We start from the raw sequence: 17,138 nt of genomic DNA on the forward strand, positions 1-17,138 counted from the left end.
TACCTACCGGTTGATGACGGTGACCGGATGGACGTAGGGCAGGTGGTCGGGGTCGACGGGGAAGACCAGGTCGCCAAACGGCGAGAGTGCACCCGTGCGATCGGTCACCAGCTCGCTCACCGCGTGGTCGTCGGGGTCCGTCGTCGGCCAGCCGTTGTCGACGTACCTGTTCTTACCTTCAGCACTGTTAGCCACGTCGTACATTCTGACAGGTCGCGTGCGCGCGCGTGCCGCTAGTCGGCCTCGTCCCCGCCGGTAACCCCCAGCGTGCGTGCTCGCCGCAGACCGGGATCGGCGAGCTGCTTTACGCTGGTCAGCGATGACCGACAACACCCCGGATATCCCGCTGGGGTCCTGGCTTGCCGACTTGCCCGACGAGCGGCTGATCCGACTGCTGGAACTACGGCCAGACCTTGCCCAGCCGCCCCCCGGCAGCATCGCGGCCCTGGCCGCGCGCGCCGCGGTCCGGCAATCGGTCAAGGCCGCCACCGACGAGCTGGACTTTCTGCGGCTGGCGGTGCTCGACGCGTTACTGGTGCTGCATGCGGACACCGCCGCGGTGCCGACCGCCAAGCTGTTGGCCCTCCTGGACGGCCGCGCCCCCGAGGACGAGGTCATCGAGGCGCTCGACGACCTGAGGCAGCGCGCCCTGGTATGGGGGGACACCGCGATCCGGTTGTCCGCCGACACCGGCACCGCGTTGCCGTGGCATCCCGGACAGGTGACGCTGGAAGACAATTCCAGCCCCGGCACGCAGATCGCGGAGCGAATCGACGGGTTGAGCCAGCCGCAGCGCGACGTCCTGGACAGGCTGCTCGAGGGCTCGCCGATGGGCCGTACCCGCGACGCCGCCCCCGGCGCACCGGCCGATCGGCCGATCCCGCAGTTGTTGGCGATGGGTCTGCTGCGACGCCTCGACGCCGACACGGTGATTCTGCCCCGCCACGTCGGGCAGGTGTTGCGGGGCGAGCAGCCCGGCCCGATGCAGCTGACGGCGCCCGACCCCGTGGTGTCGCGGACCACGGCCGAGGATTCCGACGCCGCCGCGGCCGGGGCGGTTCTCGACCTGCTGCGCGAGGTCGACATGCTGCTCGAAAGCCTCGGCACCACACCGGTTCCCGAGTTGCGCAGTGGCGGCCTGGGTGTTCGCGAGGTCAAACGGCTGGCCAAGACCACCGGCATCGACGAGCCGCGGCTGGGGCTGGTGCTCGAGGTCTGCGCCGCGGCCGGATTGATCGCCAGCGGCCGGCCCGATCCGGAACCCGAAAGCGGTGACGGCCCGTACTGGGCGCCGACCGTGGCGGCCGACCGCTTCGCCGCGATGTCCACAGCCGGGCGCTGGCACCTGCTGGCCGCCGCCTGGCTCGATTTACCCGGCCGGCCCGCGCTGATCGGGGATCGCGGCCCTGACGGGAAACCGTATGCGGCCCTGTCTGATTCGCTCTACTCGACGGCCGCGCCGCTGGACCGGCGGTTGCTGCTGGACATGCTCGCCAGCCTGCCCCCGGGCGCCGGGGTCGATGCGAGCAGCGCCTCGGCGGCGCTGATCTGGCGTCGCCCCCGGTGGACCCGGCGCCTGCAGCCCGGCCCCGTCGCGGATCTGCTGGCCGAGAGCCACGCGCTGGGTTTGGTGGGCCGCGGCGCGATCAGCACTCCTGGCCGCGCGCTGCTCGAGGAGACCGTCGATTTTTCCGCCACCCTGGACGCGATGGCGCGCGCGCTGCCCGAACCGATCGACCACTTCCTGATGCAGGCCGATTTGACGGTCGTGGTGCCGGGACCTCTGCAGCGCGACCTTGCCGACGAACTGGCGACGGTGGCCACGGTCGAGTCGGCCGGGGCGGCGATGGTGTACCGGATCAGCGAGCAGTCCATCCGGCATGCACTCGACGTCGGCAAGACCCGGGACTGGATGCACGCATTCTTTGCCGGCCACTCCAAAACGCCTGTACCCCAAGGTCTCACCTATCTCATCGATGATGTGGCCCGCCGGCACGGCCAACTCCGGATCGGGATGGCCTCGTCGTTCGTGCGCTGCGAGGACCCGGCCCTGCTGGCCCAGGCCGTGGCGGCCGCCGAGGATTTGCAACTGCGCGCCCTGGCCCCGACGGTGGCGGTCTCGCCCGCTGCGATCGGCGAGGTGCTCACCGCGCTGCGGGCCGCAGGCTTTGCCCCCGCCGCCGAAGACTCCACCGGCGCCATCGTTGACGTCCGCCCGTTGCGGGCCCGGGTGCCCACCCCACAGCAACGCCGTCCGTACCGGGCGTCCCCGCGGCCCAGCGGCGAGACCTTGACCGCCGTTGTCTCGGTGCTGCGTAAGGTCACCACCGCCCCGTTCGGCAGCAGCCGTGTCGAACCGGTGGCCGCGATGGCGCTGCTGCAAGACGCCGCCAAAAACCAAGACACGCTGGTGATCGGGTATCTCGACGCGGCGGGCGTGGCCACCCAGCGGATGGTGTCGCCCATCGCGATACGCGGCGGCCAGCTGGTGGCCTTCGATTCGGCGTCGGGGCGGCTGCGCGATTTCGCGATTCACCGCATCACATCGGTGGTGTCGGACCACAACGGATAATGGATTGTTATGACTGACGGACCGTTGATTGTGCAGTCCGACAAGACGGTGCTGCTGGAAGTGGACCACGAGCAGGCCGACGCGGCGCGCGCGGCGATCGCCCCGTTCGCCGAGCTGGAGCGAGCACCCGAGCACGTGCACACCTACCGCATCACCCCGCTGGCGTTGTGGAATGCCCGCGCCGCGGGCCACGACGCCGAGCAAGTGGTCGACGCGCTGGTCAGCTTCTCCCGATACGCGGTGCCGCAGCCGTTGCTGGTCGACATCGTCGACACCATGGCCCGGTACGGGCGGCTGCAACTGATCAAGCACCCGGCCCACGGCCTGACCCTGGTGAGCCTGGATCGCGCGGTGCTCGAGGAAGTGCTGCGCAACAAGAAGATCGCACCGATGCTGGGTGCCCGCATCGACGACGACACCGTCGTCGTGCACGGCAGCGAACGCGGCCGGCTCAAGCAGATGTTGTTGAAGATCGGTTGGCCCGCAGAGGATCTGGCCGGCTACGTCGACGGTGAGGCGCATCCGATCAGCCTCGACCAGGACGACTGGGAGCTGCGTGATTATCAGCGGTTGGCGGCGGATTCGTTCTGGGCCGGCGGGTCTGGCGTGGTGGTGCTGCCCTGTGGCGCCGGTAAGACGCTGGTCGGCGCCGCGGCCATGGCGAAAGCCAGTGCGACGACGCTGATCCTGGTCACCAATATCGTGTCGGCGCGGCAATGGAAGCGGGAGCTCATCGCGCGAACCTCGTTGACCGAGGACGAGATCGGTGAATACTCCGGTGAGCGCAAGGAAATCCGGCCGGTCACCATCTCGACTTACCAAATGATCACCCGGCGCAGTAAGGGCGAATACCGCCATCTGGAACTATTCGACAGCCGGGACTGGGGGTTGATCGTCTACGACGAGGTGCATTTGCTCCCGGCACCGGTTTTTCGGATGACCGCCGATCTGCAATCCAAGCGCCGCCTCGGATTGACCGCCACGCTGATCCGCGAGGATGGCCGTGAGGGTGACGTGTTCTCGTTGATCGGCCCGAAGCGTTACGACGCACCGTGGAAAGACATCGAGGCGCAGGGTTGGATCGCCCCCGCGGAGTGCGTCGAAGTTCGGGTCACCATGACCGACAACGAGCGCATGATGTACGCCGTCGCCGAACCCGAAGAGCGCTACAAGCTCTGCTCGACGGTGCACACGAAAATCGCCGTGGTCAAGTCGATCCTGGAGAAACATCCCGGCGAGCAGACGTTGGTGATCGGCGCCTACCTTGATCAGCTCGACGAGCTCGGCGCGGTACTCAATGCCCCGGTGATCCAGGGCTCGACCAAGACCAAGGAACGCGAGGCGTTATTCGAGAGCTTCCGCTCCGGAGAGATATCCACGCTGGTGGTGTCCAAGGTCGCCAACTTCTCCATCGACTTGCCCGAAGCGTCGGTGGCGGTGCAGGTTTCGGGAACCTTCGGCTCACGCCAGGAGGAGGCTCAACGGCTGGGCCGGCTGCTGCGGCCCAAGGCCGACGGTGGCGGGGCCATCTTCTACTCCGTGGTGGCCCGCGACAGCCTGGACGCCGACTATGCCGCGCACCGGCAGCGCTTCCTGGCCGAGCAGGGCTACGGTTACATCATCCGCGACGCGGACGATCTGCTGGGCCCCGCGATTTGACGAAAAGACCGGGCAGGCCGGCGATGCCGGCGGCGATTCCGCCGACGTAGGCTGTGGCGACCGCGAGCGATGAAACGGCGTGGCCGGGCGGCAGCGCGGTCAGCCATGCCACGGCATCGTCACGGTTGTCGTTGTCGTACACCCGGATTGGGAAGGGAAGCCGGGCCCCGATGGCACGGCTCGGTGAGCGGATCCAGCCGATGTCGCTGACGACGGCGCACCCGTCGAGCAATCGCAGGTAGCTGATGCCCAGTCGCGCGTCGGCCCACAGCGCTCCCAGCGTGATGCGCCGGAAACCCGGCCCGAACATGTAAAGCAGCCGTAGTCGCTCCCCGGTCCGACCGGCGTGATCGACCATGGGGGCCAGCACCCCCGCGTAATCCGCTGCCGTCACCGTCCCGACGGCTTCCAACCCCCGCACACCGTCGGGCAGGCCGGGGAGTTCCTTGAGCACTGCGGTCCTGCCTTGGTTTGTATCCTAGTGCAATTATTTTATAGTGCTATAGTAGTACCACTCCAGCTCGTCAAGAGGTCATCGCATGAAGATTGCCGTCGTCGGTGCCGGCATCGCCGGACCCACGCTTGCATACTGGTTGTCCCACTACGGTCACGAACCGACCCTTATCGAAAGGTCGCCAAGGCTGCGCACCGGCGGCTATGCGGTGGATTTCTGGGGTGGCGGGTACGCCGTTGCCGAACGTATGGGGCTCGCGGCCGACCTGCACACCGCCGGGTATGCCGTGCAAGAAGTGCGTCTGGTCGACCGCAATTCGCAACGAGTGGGCGGCTTTTCGGCCGACGTGTTCCGCCGCCTCGTCGACGGCAGGTTCGTCACCATCCCCCGCGGCGCCCTGGCGGCACTGATCTATCGATTGATCGACGGGCGCGTCGAAACCCTGTTCGGTGAGCGCATTTCGTCCATCGTGCACGACGACGCCGGTGTACGAGTAACACTCGAGCGGGGCGGGCCAAGAGACTTCGACCTGCTGATCGGGGCAGACGGAATCCATTCGCCGGTAAGGGATTTGGTGTTCGGTCCAGAATCACGCTTCGCGGCGGACCTCGGCTACCGGGTTGCGGCGTTCGAAGCCGAGGGCTACCGGCCGCGCGATGAACTCGTATACCTCGCCTACACCATGCCCGGGCGGATGGTGGCCCGGTTTGCGATGCGTGACGACAAGACGATGTTCCTCTTCGTTTTCACCTCGGATCGCCTCGGTGACCCCGACCCCGACGACGGATCCCAAATCAAGGCCGCACTGCAGCAAGTCTTCGGCGAAAAGGGTTGGGAATGCCAAGAAATCTTGCGCAGACTCGACGACGCCCCCGACGTGTACTTCGACCGCGTCAGCCAGACCGTGATGGACCGCTGGTCGCACGGGCGGGTGGCGCTGATCGGTGACGCCGCGGCCGCGGTCTCGTTGCTGGCCGGCGAGGGTGCCGGTCTGGCGATGGTGCAGGCCTACACACTGGCGGGTGAGCTCAATCGCGGCGGGGCCGACCACCAGGACGCGTTTCGTCGGTATGAAAGCCGGCTGCGTCCGATCGTCGAAATGCGACAACGGTCGGCGCGAGGTTTCGCCACGATCTTCGCACCCAAGACCGCACTGGGCGTGTGGACGCGCAATCAAACATCCAAACTACTCAACGTGCCACGGCTGGCCGAATGGGTCCTGCGCCGCGAATTCCGCGACGACATCGCGCTACCGGAGTACGCGGAGTCGCCCAGCGCGCATTGACCCACGACGGGAATCACTCAGAGCGACAAGATCGTTGCCGATGCGGTACCCGGGGCGCCGTACACCTGCGCGAGGCCGACCCGCGGGTTGCCGGGCACCTGACGCTCCCCCGCCTCGTTGCGCAGCTGGCGAACCAGCTCGTGCACCTGCCGCAGACCCGACGCGCCGATCGGCTCGCCGTTGGCGATCAGACCGCCGTCGGTGTTCACCGGAATTGAGCCGTGAATTTCGGTGGCGCCGTCGGCCAGCAACTTCTCCTGCTCCCCGTCGGCGCACAGACCGGTCTCGGCCATGTGGATGAGCTCGGCGCCCGCGTCGGTGTCCTGCAACTGCGCGATGTCGACGTCCTCGGATCCGATGCCCGCGGCCTCGTAGGCCGCCTTGGCCGCATACACCGTCGGGGACGAATCCTCCTCCAGCGGTGCCGACGTGGCATGCACTTCGTAGGCACCGAAGCGGCGGGTGCGGATCTCGCTGGCCCGGACGTAGACCGGCTTGTCGGTGAACTTGTGCGCGATGTCGGCACGGCACATGACGACGGCCGCTGCCCCCTCGTCGGGCGCGCAGAACATGTACTGCGTCAACGGGTAGTTCAGCACCGCCGAGTTCAGGATTTCCTCGACGGGGATCTCCTTGCGCCGGAAGGCATTTGGGTTCAGCGCACCGTTGCGGAAGTTCTTGTTGGCCACCCGTGCCAATGTCTGCTGCGAAATGTTGTGGTCGTGCAGGTATTTGTTGGCCTTGATGCCGAAAAACTTGGTGGTGACGAACTGCCCGTTTTGGGCGTACCACTGCGGCAGCGCCAACTTGGCAGGGTCGTCGGTGAAGGCGCCGCGCGGGTGCTTGTCCAGGCCGATCGCGATGCCGAGGTCGTACTTGCCCAGGCGGATCGTGTCGGCGGTCTGTTGGATCGCGCTGGCCGCGGTGGCACAGGCGTTGAACACATTTGTGAAGGTGATGCCCGTCAGCCCGACCAATCGCGTCACGGCGTCGGGGTTGGACACCTCGTAGCTACCGCCGAAGCCGAATTGGATGTCCTTCCATGCCACGCCGGCGTCGGTGAGCGCGAGCTGGATGGCCTCGGCGCCCATCTGCATCGCGGTTTTGTCGAACCTGCCGAAGGGGTGCAGGCCAACACCGATGATGGCTACGTCGTTGGTCATTGGTGGCTCTCTTTCTAGACCGGCTGGAACGCAAAGGTGACGATCTCGTTGCCGTCGGCGTCGGTGGTGAACGGCACCATGGTGAGCTCGACCTGCTGCCCGAACTTCAGCTTGGCGGGGTCGTTCTCGGTCAGCCGACCCTCGACACGGATCACCGCCTCGTCCCCCAAACCCAGCTGGACCAGGCCCACACCGAACGGCACGAAATCCTTCCCGGTCGGGCCGGCATACGGGGCACCCGGCGGGAAGCCTTGCGTCGTCCAGGCCACCAGGGTTCCGGTGCGCGGCAGCAGCACTTCGCTCATCGCCGCAGCGCTGCAGCGGGGGCATCGCTCCTGCACCGGGAACGCGGTGGCGCCGCAGTCGCCGCACCGGCTGCCAATCAGCTGCGGAGTGTCCTCGGGCCAGGTTGAGATCTCCGGGGCGAGTGCCTTCTGCATCGAAAGATCCTCCGACGGTCGAACAGAACTTTGCTCACTGAACCGTATAACAGCCTTCCGAAAAGTGGAAACGGCATTCTCTTTCGGGTAGCGCGAACGCCTCCGGAGGTCACTGACATCGCATTCCCGTCACCCGGAGCCAAACCCTTATCCCACGCCGCGCCGCGGCCTAGCGTCGGGCACGGCCAGTTCCCGCCGTCCCCCCGAGGTTGTCCAAACGATGGTGAGCATCCCCGCCGAGGCGGTCGCCGCGCCGCCGTCGGCGGCCGGCCGAGCGCGCAGGCAGCGCCGCTGGACGGTCCTGCGGATCTTTTCACCGGTGCTGCTGGTGGTGTTGTGGCAATTCTTCAGTGCCACCGGGCTCATCCCCCAGGACGTCCTTCCGGCCCCGCAGCTGATCTTCGACGCCGGTCTGCAGCTCATCCGCAACGGCAAGCTCGCCGAGGCGCTCGAGGTATCCGGGCTGCGCGTCGTCGAAGGCCTCTTGCTCGGCGGCGTGATCGGGGTGGCGCTGGGTGCGGCGGTGGGGTTGTCGCGCTGGTTCGAGGCAACGTTGGACCCGCCGCTACAGATGGTGCGGGCGCTGCCCCACCTGGGTCTGATTCCGCTGTTCATCCTGTGGTTCGGTATCGGCGAACTACCCAAAGTGCTGCTGGTCGCGCTGGGCGTCAGTTTCCCCCTCTACCTGAACACCCTCTCGGCGATCAAGCAGGTCGATCCGAAACTACTGGAAACCGCTGACGTCCTTGGCTTTCGCTGGGGCAGCGACTGCGCACCATCATCTTGCCGAGCGCGGCGCCGCAGGTGCTGGTCGGGCTGCGACAGTCGCTGGCCATCGCGTGGTTGACACTGATCGTCGCCGAACAGATCAACGCAGACAAGGGCATCGGGTTTTTGATCAACAACGCCCGCGACTTTCTGCGCATCGACATCATCATCTTCTGCCTGGTCGTCTACGCCTTGCTCGGCATCGGCACCGACGCCATCGTCCGAGTGCTGGAACAGCGAGCTCTGAGGTATCGGACATGACAGTGACATCCGAACGACAGATCGCAGTCGTCGGCAAGCTCACCAACATCGACAAGTGGTATGGCACCCGCAAGGTACTCGACGGCGTCTGTCTCGAGATCCGCGCCCACGAGATCGTCGCGCTGGTGGGCCGCAGCGGGTGTGGCAAATCGACCGTATTACGGGTGCTAGCCGGGCTTTCCGCTGACCACACCGGTGAGCGCGAGGTCGCCGGTGCACCCGCGGTCGCGTTCCAGGAGCCTCGACTTTTCCCGTGGCGCGACGTGCTCACCAATGTGCAGTACGGCGTCAACCGCGCTCGGCTTTCCCCCGATGCCGCCCGCGCCCGGTCCGAGCGGGCGTTGGCCGAAATCGGGCTGACCGACCATGCCAAAGCGTGGCCGCTGACCCTGTCCGGCGGTCAGGCGCAACGGGTTTCGCTGGCACGGGCATTGGTGGCCGAACCCCAGCTGCTGTTACTGGACGAGCCGTTCGGTGCGCTCGATGCGCTCACCCGGCTCTCGATGCGGGCGTTGTTGCTCGATTTGTGGCGCGCCCACGGATTCGGCGTGCTGCTGGTCACGCACGACGTCGACGAGGCCATCGAGCTGGCCGACCGGGTGCTGGTCCTGGAGAACGGCCGGGTCGCTCACCGGTTAGAGATCGAGGCCCCGCGGCCGACCGCGGCCGAGCGCGCCGCCCAGCACGATCGTTACCGCGCCGACCTCCTCGATAAGCTCGGCGTTCGGCATTGACAGCCTTGGGGCGCTTCGTCTTTCGCGTCGGTCTCGTGCTGGGGGTTGCGCTGTTCGCGCCGGCGTGCGTGTCCCGGTCGTTGGGGCCGCAACTGATCGGGGTGCCCGCGGCGGTACCGCTGTCCGAGCTCGCCGCCGTGACCCTGCAAGTCGGCGACCAAAAGGGTGGCACCGAAGCGCTGCTGCGAGCGGCCAATGCCCTGGACAATCTGCCTTACAAGATTACGTTTTCGACGTTCACCTCGGGCCCGCCGCAAATCGAGGCGCTGACCGCCGGCAAGATCGATTTCGCGATCACCGGCAACACGCCGCCGGTTTTCGGCGCTGCCGCCAACTCCAAGACGCGAGTGGTGGCCGCGTGGGATGGCGCCGCACCGGGCGAGCAAATCCTGGTCCGGGCGAACTCGCCGATCACCACGGTCCACGATCTGGCGGGCAAGACGATCCTGGTTGCCAGGGGCAGCGCCGCACACGCCAATGTGCTTGAGCACCTGGCCGATAACGGTCTAAAGCCCAAAGACGTCAAGCTGGTTTTCCTGCAGCCCGCCGACGCGCTGTCCGCCTTCGCCAACGGACAGGGCGACGCCTGGGTCGTCTGGGAGCCCTACACCGCGCAGGCCGAGCTCACCTTGAAGGTGCGCAACCTTGGCAACGCCGAAAACGGCTACTGGTTCGGCAGCGCCTCGACCCGGGCGCTGACCGACCCGAAACGCAACTCCGCGCTGGCCGACCTTCTGATCCGCTATGAACGCGCCGCCCGCTGGGCCCGGACGAACCCAGCACAGTGGGCGGCCAAGTACGGCAAAGCCGTCGGTCTCAAGCCCGAAATCGCCGCGCTGGCGCAGAGTCGGCAGGTGCGGCAACCGGTTCCCCTGGACGATAAGGTGGTCAGCGCCGAACAACGGTTGGCCGACCTGTTCGCGGCCGCCGATCAAATGCCGGAGGCGCCTGACTTTGTCAAGTGGGTTGACCGTAGGTTCAACAGCGTGCTCGCGGCCAGCGGGGCGTAAAGACGATACGAGGAGACGGCAGTGACGGTCACTGTGATACTTGAGCTCAACTTCAAGCCCGAAGAAGTCGCCGCGGGGCGCGAACTGATGGGGCGCGCGCTGCAAGACACTCGAGCCTTCGACGGAAACGTCCGGACCGACGTGCTCATCGACGAGGACGACGAAGCGCACTGGCTGGTCTACGAAATCTGGGAGACGATCGAGGCCGACGAGGCCTACCGCAGCTTTCGGGCAGGCGAGGGCAAGCTCACCCAGCTTCCTCCCCTGCTGGCCAGCCCACCGGTCAAGAAGCGGTACCTCACCAGCGACGTCTGAGTACCGCTAGCTCAGCGCGGGAATCACTTCGCGTTCGAACAACTCGATGCCGGAGCGGTCGTAGGCCGCCTCCGGGAAGTACACGATCGCGTATTCGCAGCCGAGATCGGCCATTTTGGCCAGCCGCTCGATCACCTGCTCCGTGGTGCCCGACGCCGAGTCCGGCAGCCTTGACGTCATCGAATCCGCCAGCGACTCAGGCACATACTCGGCCAACCGGTCGCGTACCCGTCGCTGCCGGTCCTTGACCTCGGTGTCGGAGGTGCCCACGATCGCGGTGAAGTTGGACGAGCGGACGATGGCGTCGAAGTCGGTGCCCAGGTCGCGGCAGTGCGCGGCGAGCACCTCGGACTTGTGGGTGAACGCATCGGGTTCGGCGGTGAAGTTGGTGTGCTGGGCGTATCGCGCCGCGATGCGCAGCGTCACCTTCTCCCCGCCGCCCGCGATCCACAACGGGATGCCGTTGTCCTGCAACGGTTTCGGTTCGACGATCGCACCGTCGATTTGGTAATGCTTGCCGTCGAAGCTGACTTTGCCGTCGCGCCAGGCGTCCCGCATGATCTGCACGCCCTCGTCCAGCCGGCCCAGCCGCACCCCGGCCGACGGAAATCCGTAACCGTAGGCCCTCCATTCATGTTCGTACCAGCCGCCGCCGATGCCCATCTGGATGCGACCGCCGGAAATGATGTCGGCAGTAGCCGCCACCTTCGCCAGATACACCGGGTTGCGGTAGCTCATCGCCGTGCACATCTGCCCGAGCTTGATGCGCGAGGTGGTCGCGGCGTACGCCGACATCAGCGACCAGGCCTCGTGCGTCGCCTCGGCGCTGGGCATCGGCACGGTGTGGAAGTGGTCGTAGACCCACAGCGAGTCCCACGCGCTGCCGTCGGCGTAGGCCGCCAGGTCTCGCATCACCGCCCAGTGCTCCGCGGGGTCGATGCCTACCAGGTCCATCCGCCAGCCCTGCGGAATGAAAAGTCCAAAACGCATAGTGAGCGACTTTAGCCTGCATGGCCCGGCCGAGGGCCGAGCCGCCGCCGGGCCGGGCCGCGCCGGGCCGGGCTGGGCCGGGCTGGGCCGGGCCGGGCCGGGCCGCGACACTTAACCAGTTGCGACGACACGCCGCGCAACGTCGCAGACGTTTAAGTTTCGCGGAACCAGACGGAGCGACAAGCCCCCGAAACCAATAGTTTCGGGGGCTTTCGCAACCGCTGGTCTACGTCAGCGAGGCCGGCGGCAAGAAGCGGTCGCCGTACTTGGCCGCGAGTTCACGTGCGCGGGCCACGAAGGCCTCCTTGCCGGTACCGCCCGCCCCGGAGTAGCCGACGATGAACTGCGCGCTACCACCGGTGTACGGCGGGAAGCCGATACCCATGATCGAGCCGATGTTGGCGTCGGCCGTCGACGTCAGCACGCCCTCGTCCAGGCACTTCTGCGTCTCGAGCGCCTCGGCGAACAGCATACGGTCGATCATGTCCTGCAGCGGCGGCTGCGAAGAGCCCGACTTGAACGTCTCGCGCAGGCCCGGCCACAACCGAGTGCGTTTGCCGTTGGCGTACTCGTAGAAGCCCGCGCCCTTCAACCGCGACGGGCGGCCGAGCTCGATCATCTTCTCGACGACCGCCTCCGCCGGGTGCGGCTCGTAGGTGCCGCCGGCATCCTCGACACCCTTGCGAGTGGCGAGCGCGATCTTGTGCATCAGCTCCAGGTTGAGCTCGTCGGACAGCTGCAGCGGCGGAGCCGGGTACCCGGCCTGCGAACCGGCGTGCTCGATGCTGGCCGGCTCCACGCCCTCGCCCAGCATCGCCAGCGCCTCGTTGACGAAGGTGCCGATGACGCGGGAAGTGAAGAAACCGCGGCTGTCGTTGACCACGATCGGGGTCTTGCCGATCGCCAGCGTGTAATCGAACACCCGCGCCAGCGCCTCATCGGACGTCTTTTCGCCCTTGATGATTTCGACCAGTGGCATCTTGTCGACCGGCGAGAAGAAGTGGATTCCGATGAAGTCCTCCTGCCGCTTGACGCCGGTTGCCAGTCCGGTGATCGGCAGCGTCGAGGTGTTCGACCCGAGCAGCGCGTTGGGTTCGACGATGTCCTCGATCTCACCGAACACCTTGTGCTTGAGGTCTTGGTTTTCGAAGACGGCTTCGATCACGAAGTCGACGCCCTTGAAATCGGCGGGGTCGGCGCTGGGCTTGATCCGGTCCAGCAGCGCCTTGCTTTTCTCCTCGGTGGTCTTGCCCCGCTGAAGTGCCTTGGCCTCAAGCTTTTCCGAGTAGCCCTTGCCCTTCTCGGCGGCCTCGAGGCTGACGTCCTTGAGCACCACGTCGAAGCCGGCCTTGGCCGACACGTAGGCGATGCCAGCGCCCATCATGCCCGCGCCCAGCACCCCGATCTTGTTGATCTTGACCGGCTCGATGCCGTCGGGGCGGGAGCCGCCGCCGTTGATGTGCTGCAGGTCAAAGAAGAACGCCTGGATCATGTTCTTGGCTACCTGGCCGGTGACCAGCTGGGTGAAGTAGCGGCTCTCGATGCGGCTGGCGGTGTCGAAGTCGACCTGCGCACCCTCGACCGCGGCGTCCAGGATGGCCCGCGGGGCCGGCATCGGCGCACCCTTGAGTTGCTTCTTCAGCAACGCCGGGAACGACGGCAGGATACCGGCCAGCGCGGGGCTGGACGGGGTACCGCCTGGCATCTTGTAACCCTTTTTGTCCCAGGGCTGTTCGTGCGAGTCCGGGTTGGCCTTGATCCACGCCTTGGCGGCGGGCACCAATTCCTCCACCGAGCCGACGAGCTCGTCGACCAGGCCGATCTCCTTGGCCTTGGCCGGCTTGAAGCGGGTGCCCTGCGACAGGATGTTCATGAACGCGTTCTGGATGCCGAACATCCGCACGGTGCGGGTCACCCCGCCGCCGCCCGGCAGCAGACCCAGCGTCACCTCGGGCAGACCCAGCTGGCTGCCCTTGACGTCGGCGGCGATGCGGTGATGACACGCCAGTGCAATCTCCAGACCACCGCCGAGCGCGGCGCCGTTGATCGCGGCCACCACCGGCTTGCCCAGCGTTTCGAGGGTGCGCAGATCCCGCTTGATGTCTTCGACCTCCGTGAAGACATCGCCGGCGTTCTCCGGGCCGGCGTTGATCATTGCCTTGAGGTCGCCGCCGGCGAAGAACGTCTTCTTGGCGCTGGTGATCACCACGCCGGTGATCGAGTCTTTTTCTGCGACAAGACGTTCGACGGCCTTGTGCATCGACTCCTTGTAATGTTCGTTCATCACGTTGGCCGACCCGGTGGGGTCGTCAAGGGTCAGGGTGACGATGCCGTCGGCATCCTTGTCCCACTGAATGGTGTTCTCAGACATGCCTTTTCCTCAGACTCGCTCGATGATGGTCGCGACGCCCATGCCGCCGCCGATGCACAGCGTGATCAACGCACGACGGGCGTTGCGACGCTCGAGCTCGTCGACCATGGTGCCGGTGATCATGGCGCCGGTGGCGCCCAGCGGGTGGCCCATCGCGATAGCGCCACCGTTGACGTTGAGTTTCTCGTCCGGGATGTGCAGGTCCTTCTGGAACTTCAGCACCACCGACGCGAACGCCTCGTTCAGCTCGAACAGGTCGATGTCGTCGACGGTCAGGCCGGCGCGGTCGAGCACCTTCTGGGTGGCCGGGGTGGGACCGGTCAGCATGATGACCGGGTCCGAGCCGCTGGTGGCGGTGGCCACGATGCGCGCCCGCGGGGTCAGGCCCTGCGACTTGCCGGCCGCTTCCGAACCGACCAGGACCAGCGCGGCGCCGTCGACGATGCCGGAGCTGTTACCGCCGGTGTGGACGTGGTTGATCTTCTCGACATAGTGGTACTTCGTCAGCGCCACGTCGTCGAAGCCGCCCATCTCACCGATGCCGTCGAACGCGGTCTTGAGCTTGGCCAGGCCCTCCATGGTGGTGTCGGGCCGCATGTGCTCGTCGTGGTCGAGGATGACCAGACCGTTCTGGTCGCGCACCGGCACCACCGACTTGGCGAAGTAGCCGCCCGACCAGGCCGCGGCGGCCTTCTGCTGACTGCGCAGCGCGTAGGCGTCGACGTCCTCGCGAGAGAAGCCCTCGATGGTGGCGATCAGGTCGGCGCCGATGCCCTGCGGCACGAAGCCGATCCGGTAGTTCGTTTCCGGGTCGGTCGCCCAGGCACCGCCGTCCGAGCCCATCGGAACGCGGCTCATCGACTCCACGCCCCCGGCCAGCACCAGGTCGTCCCAGCCGGAGCGCACCTTCTGGGCGGCGGTGTTCACGGCCTCGAGGCCGGACGCGCAGAACCGATTGAGCTGCACACCGCCGGTGGTCTCGGGCAGCCCGGCGGCCAGCACCGCGGTGCGGGCGATGTCGCCGCCCTGATCACCGACCGGCGACACCACCCCGAGGATCATGTCGCTGATCAGATTTTCGTCGAGGTCGGGGAACCGGCGGCGCAGCTCGTCGACCAGGCCGACCACCAGGTTGAGGGGCTTGACCTCGTTCAGCGATCCGTTGCGCTGTTTGCCGCGGGGGGTGCGGATGGCCTCGTAGATGAAGGCTTCTTCGGACATATCGACTTCCTGTTCGCAAAATGGGGTTTCGGGTCCGTCTAAGGAGCACCCTAACAGGGCGTCCCGGCCAACCTGTTGGTTGGTTAGGTCGCGGCAGGTCAACGGGGCGAGTACGGCCGGCTCCGCGGGCAACCGTGCGCCGTGGCGTCGCGCGCGCCCGCGGCGAAGGCGCGCCGGCAGCCCCCACCACACCCGCACATCACCGTGGACGTTCGACAACGAGCATTGCGCTGGGCGTGCGGGTCGAGCCGCCGCCCTGCGCCTAAGCTCGACGAGCATGACGGTGTCGCGACTGCGGCCCTACGCGACCACAGTGTTCGCCGAGATGTCGGCGCTGGCCGCGCGGATCGGCGCGGTGAACCTGGGTCAGGGCTTCCCCGACGAGGACGGACCTGCATCGCTACTAAAGGCCGCTCAGGATGCCATCGCCGACGGCGCCAACCAGTACCCACCGGGGATCGGCATCGCGTCGCTGCGCCACGCGATCGTCGCTCAGCGCAAGCGGCTGTTCGATGTCGACTACGACCCGGACATCGAAGTGCTGGTGACGGCCGGGGCGACCGAGGCCATCGCCGCGGCGGTGATCGGCTTGGTCGAACCCGGTTCCGAGGTACTGCTGATCGAGCCGTTCTACGACTCCTACTCGCCGGTGGTGGCGATGGCCGGTTGCCGTCGCGTCCCCGTACCACTGGTCGCCGACGGCCGCGGCTTCGCGTTGGACATCGACGCGCTCCGCGGGGCCGTCACCCCCGCGACGCGGGCGCTGATCGTCAACTCCCCACACAACCCCACCGGCGTCGTGCTGACCGCGACTGAACTGGCGGCCATCGCCGAGATCGCGGTGGCCGCGGACCTTTTGGTGATCACCGACGAGGTGTACGAGCAGCTGGTCTTTGACGGGCATCGCCACCTACCGCTGGCCGCGTTCGACGGCATGGCCGAGCGCACCATCACCATCTCCAGCGCGGCCAAAATGTTCAACTGCACCGGCTGGAAGATCGGGTGGGCTTGCGGCCCGGCGGAACTCATCGCGGGGCTGCGGGCGGCCAAGCAGTATCTGACCTACGTCGGCGGCGCGCCGTTCCAGCCCGCGGTGGCCGTTGCGCTGGACACCGAGGACGCATGGGTGGCCGGGCTCCGGCGCTCGCTGCAGACCCGACGCGACCGGCTCGCCGCGGGCCTGGCCGACATCGGCTTTGCGGTGCACGACAGCCACGGCACCTATTTCCTGTGCGCCGATCCGCGCCCTCTGGGCTACGACGACAGCACCGAGTTCTGCGCGGTATTACCGGAAAGGGTTGGCGTGGCGGCCATTCCGATGTCGGCGTTTTGCGATCCGGGCGCGCCGCACGCTGATCTCTGGAATCATTTGGTGCGCTTCACCTTCTGCAAACGTGACGACACGCTCGACGAGGCGGTGCGGCGGCTGGCGGCACTCAAGACCACTAAGAGCCCGTCTCTCCCGTAACGCGTTTGCGGAGTCCTTCCAGCGCGGCGGACAAAATCTTGTGGCCCGCCGACCTGACCCAGAATCCGGGCAGGGGCGCCCTGAGCTCGATCGTGAGCGTGAACCGCACCCGGGTCTTGTCGTCGCCCTCGCGTTCCAGGTTGTACTCACCGTGCTGCGCATGCTGTTGGGCGGTCTTCTGCGCATCCCAGACCATCCAGTCGGCGCCCCAGTGGTATTCGACGATTTCGGTGTCGGCGATTCCGCTCACCCGGATGGTCATCCGCACGTGGTGCGGCCTGCCGTCGGCATAGCGGTCGATGACCTCGACGCGCTTGTGCAACGGCGACCACGACGGCACGGCGTCCATGTCTGCGAGCGCCTCCATGATCGCGTCCGGGGGCGCGGCTATGACGATTTCCGACGATGCGCGTATGGCCACCGCCTA

The 17,138-nt window shown here is 66.8% G+C and carries 15 protein-coding genes and 1 pseudogene; 8 read left to right on the plus strand and 8 right to left on the minus strand.

Annotated features, from left to right (window positions below):
* Positions 1 to 3: 3 nt before the first annotated feature.
* On the minus strand, positions 4 to 195 hold the full coding sequence (locus AWC25_RS02595) for a hypothetical protein (RefSeq protein ID WP_372513577.1): 192 nt from the start codon (positions 193 to 195) through the stop codon (positions 4 to 6).
* A gap of 124 nt (positions 196 to 319) precedes the next feature.
* On the opposite strand from AWC25_RS02595, the gene AWC25_RS02600 reads away from it, so the two are divergent.
* Positions 320 to 2,572 carry a helicase-associated domain-containing protein gene (locus tag AWC25_RS02600; protein WP_085166300.1) on the plus strand — a complete coding sequence of 751 codons (2,253 nt, stop codon included), beginning with the start codon at positions 320 to 322 and terminating at the stop codon, positions 2,570 to 2,572.
* Between the two features lie 9 nt (positions 2,573 to 2,581).
* Positions 2,582 to 4,231, plus strand: a complete 1,650-nt coding sequence (locus tag AWC25_RS02605) for a DNA repair helicase XPB (protein ID WP_069398391.1) — start codon at positions 2,582 to 2,584, stop codon at positions 4,229 to 4,231.
* Here the strand turns inward: AWC25_RS02605 and AWC25_RS02610 are convergent.
* Complete coding sequence (locus AWC25_RS02610; protein ID WP_069398390.1) at positions 4,191 to 4,685, minus strand: SpoIIAA family protein; 495 nt, start codon at positions 4,683 to 4,685, stop codon at positions 4,191 to 4,193. The two genes, AWC25_RS02605 and AWC25_RS02610, sit on opposite strands and share 41 nt — an antisense overlap.
* 85 nt (positions 4,686 to 4,770) lie before the next feature.
* Here AWC25_RS02610 and AWC25_RS02615 point away from each other — a divergent pair, with 85 nt between their 5' ends.
* Positions 4,771 to 5,970, plus strand: coding sequence for an FAD-binding domain (locus tag AWC25_RS02615; RefSeq protein WP_085166301.1), 1,200 nt, complete (start codon positions 4,771 to 4,773; stop codon positions 5,968 to 5,970).
* Positions 5,971 to 5,987: 17 nt separating this feature from the next.
* Here AWC25_RS02615 and AWC25_RS02620 read toward each other — a convergent pair whose 3' ends face one another.
* Together AWC25_RS02620 and AWC25_RS02625 are read right to left on the minus strand one after the other, a co-directional pair.
* Positions 5,988 to 7,133: a thiolase family protein gene (locus AWC25_RS02620; protein ID WP_085166302.1), complete on the minus strand. Its 1,146-nt coding sequence runs from the start codon at positions 7,131 to 7,133 to the stop codon at positions 5,988 to 5,990.
* A gap of 14 nt (positions 7,134 to 7,147) precedes the next feature.
* Entirely contained in the window at positions 7,148 to 7,573 is a 426-nt protein-coding gene (locus tag AWC25_RS02625) for a Zn-ribbon domain-containing OB-fold protein (protein ID WP_069398387.1), read from the minus strand.
* Positions 7,574 to 7,793: 220 nt separating this feature from the next.
* Here AWC25_RS02625 and AWC25_RS02630 point away from each other — a divergent pair.
* The 4 genes and pseudogenes from AWC25_RS02630 to AWC25_RS02645 all read left to right on the plus strand — a co-directional run bounded on the left by AWC25_RS02630 (position 7,794) and on the right by AWC25_RS02645 (position 10,661).
* A pseudogene (locus tag AWC25_RS02630) lies at positions 7,794 to 8,602 on the plus strand (ABC transporter permease).
* Positions 8,599 to 9,336, plus strand: coding sequence for an ABC transporter ATP-binding protein (locus AWC25_RS02635; protein WP_069398386.1), 738 nt, complete (start codon positions 8,599 to 8,601; stop codon positions 9,334 to 9,336). Before AWC25_RS02630 ends, AWC25_RS02635 begins: the two are co-directional and overlap by 4 nt.
* Positions 9,333 to 10,346, plus strand: a complete 1,014-nt coding sequence (locus AWC25_RS02640; protein WP_372513578.1) for an ABC transporter substrate-binding protein — start codon at positions 9,333 to 9,335, stop codon at positions 10,344 to 10,346. The genes AWC25_RS02635 and AWC25_RS02640 overlap by 4 nt, the downstream gene beginning before the upstream one ends.
* Positions 10,347 to 10,367: 21 nt before the next feature.
* Complete coding sequence (locus tag AWC25_RS02645) at positions 10,368 to 10,661, plus strand: putative quinol monooxygenase (RefSeq protein WP_069398384.1); 294 nt, start codon at positions 10,368 to 10,370, stop codon at positions 10,659 to 10,661.
* 6 nt (positions 10,662 to 10,667) lie between these two features.
* Here the strand turns inward: AWC25_RS02645 and AWC25_RS02650 are convergent, their stop codons facing one another.
* The 3 genes from AWC25_RS02650 to AWC25_RS02660 form a co-directional block, all read right to left on the minus strand.
* Positions 10,668 to 11,651 (minus strand): LLM class F420-dependent oxidoreductase, encoded by a 984-nt coding sequence (locus tag AWC25_RS02650; protein WP_085166303.1) that lies wholly within the window; start codon positions 11,649 to 11,651, stop codon positions 10,668 to 10,670.
* 226 nt (positions 11,652 to 11,877) lie between these two features.
* Positions 11,878 to 14,022, minus strand: a complete 2,145-nt coding sequence (locus tag AWC25_RS02655) for a 3-hydroxyacyl-CoA dehydrogenase NAD-binding domain-containing protein (RefSeq protein ID WP_085166304.1) — start codon at positions 14,020 to 14,022, stop codon at positions 11,878 to 11,880.
* Between the two features lie 9 nt (positions 14,023 to 14,031).
* Complete coding sequence (locus AWC25_RS02660) at positions 14,032 to 15,243, minus strand: acetyl-CoA C-acetyltransferase (RefSeq protein ID WP_069398381.1); 1,212 nt, start codon at positions 15,241 to 15,243, stop codon at positions 14,032 to 14,034.
* Positions 15,244 to 15,520: 277 nt separating this feature from the next.
* Here AWC25_RS02660 and AWC25_RS02665 point away from each other — a divergent pair, with 277 nt between their 5' ends.
* Positions 15,521 to 16,711 carry a pyridoxal phosphate-dependent aminotransferase gene (locus tag AWC25_RS02665; RefSeq protein WP_069398380.1) on the plus strand — a complete coding sequence of 397 codons (1,191 nt, stop codon included), beginning with the start codon at positions 15,521 to 15,523 and terminating at the stop codon, positions 16,709 to 16,711.
* On the opposite strand, the gene AWC25_RS02670 is transcribed toward AWC25_RS02665, so the two are convergent.
* Positions 16,689 to 17,132 (minus strand): SRPBCC family protein, encoded by a 444-nt coding sequence (locus tag AWC25_RS02670; protein ID WP_069398379.1) that lies wholly within the window; start codon positions 17,130 to 17,132, stop codon positions 16,689 to 16,691. The genes AWC25_RS02665 and AWC25_RS02670 overlap by 23 nt on opposite strands.
* Between the last annotated feature and the right edge of the window lie 6 nt (positions 17,133 to 17,138).

Source organism: Mycobacterium sherrisii, from assembly GCF_002102355.1.
Taxonomy (GTDB): Bacteria; Actinomycetota; Actinomycetes; order Mycobacteriales; family Mycobacteriaceae; genus Mycobacterium; species Mycobacterium sherrisii.

Excerpts from the sequence above, each read along its gene's own strand:
- AWC25_RS02600 (WP_085166300.1), top strand. The coding sequence starts at position 320 with ATGACCGACAACACCCCGGATATCCCGCTGGGGTCCTGGCTTGCCGAC.
- AWC25_RS02605 (WP_069398391.1), top strand. The coding sequence starts at position 2,582 with ATGACTGACGGACCGTTGATTGTGCAGTCCGACAAGACGGTGCTGCTG.
- AWC25_RS02615 (WP_085166301.1), top strand. The coding sequence starts at position 4,771 with ATGAAGATTGCCGTCGTCGGTGCCGGCATCGCCGGACCCACGCTTGCA.
- AWC25_RS02620 (WP_085166302.1), bottom strand. The coding sequence starts at position 7,133 with ATGACCAACGACGTAGCCATCATCGGTGTTGGCCTGCACCCCTTCGGC.
- AWC25_RS02625 (WP_069398387.1), bottom strand. The coding sequence starts at position 7,573 with ATGCAGAAGGCACTCGCCCCGGAGATCTCAACCTGGCCCGAGGACACT.
- AWC25_RS02635 (WP_069398386.1), top strand. The coding sequence starts at position 8,599 with ATGACAGTGACATCCGAACGACAGATCGCAGTCGTCGGCAAGCTCACC.
- AWC25_RS02650 (WP_085166303.1), bottom strand. The coding sequence starts at position 11,651 with ATGCGTTTTGGACTTTTCATTCCGCAGGGCTGGCGGATGGACCTGGTA.
- AWC25_RS02655 (WP_085166304.1), bottom strand. The coding sequence starts at position 14,022 with ATGTCTGAGAACACCATTCAGTGGGACAAGGATGCCGACGGCATCGTC.
- AWC25_RS02660 (WP_069398381.1), bottom strand. The coding sequence starts at position 15,243 with ATGTCCGAAGAAGCCTTCATCTACGAGGCCATCCGCACCCCCCGCGGC.
- AWC25_RS02665 (WP_069398380.1), top strand. The coding sequence starts at position 15,521 with ATGACGGTGTCGCGACTGCGGCCCTACGCGACCACAGTGTTCGCCGAG.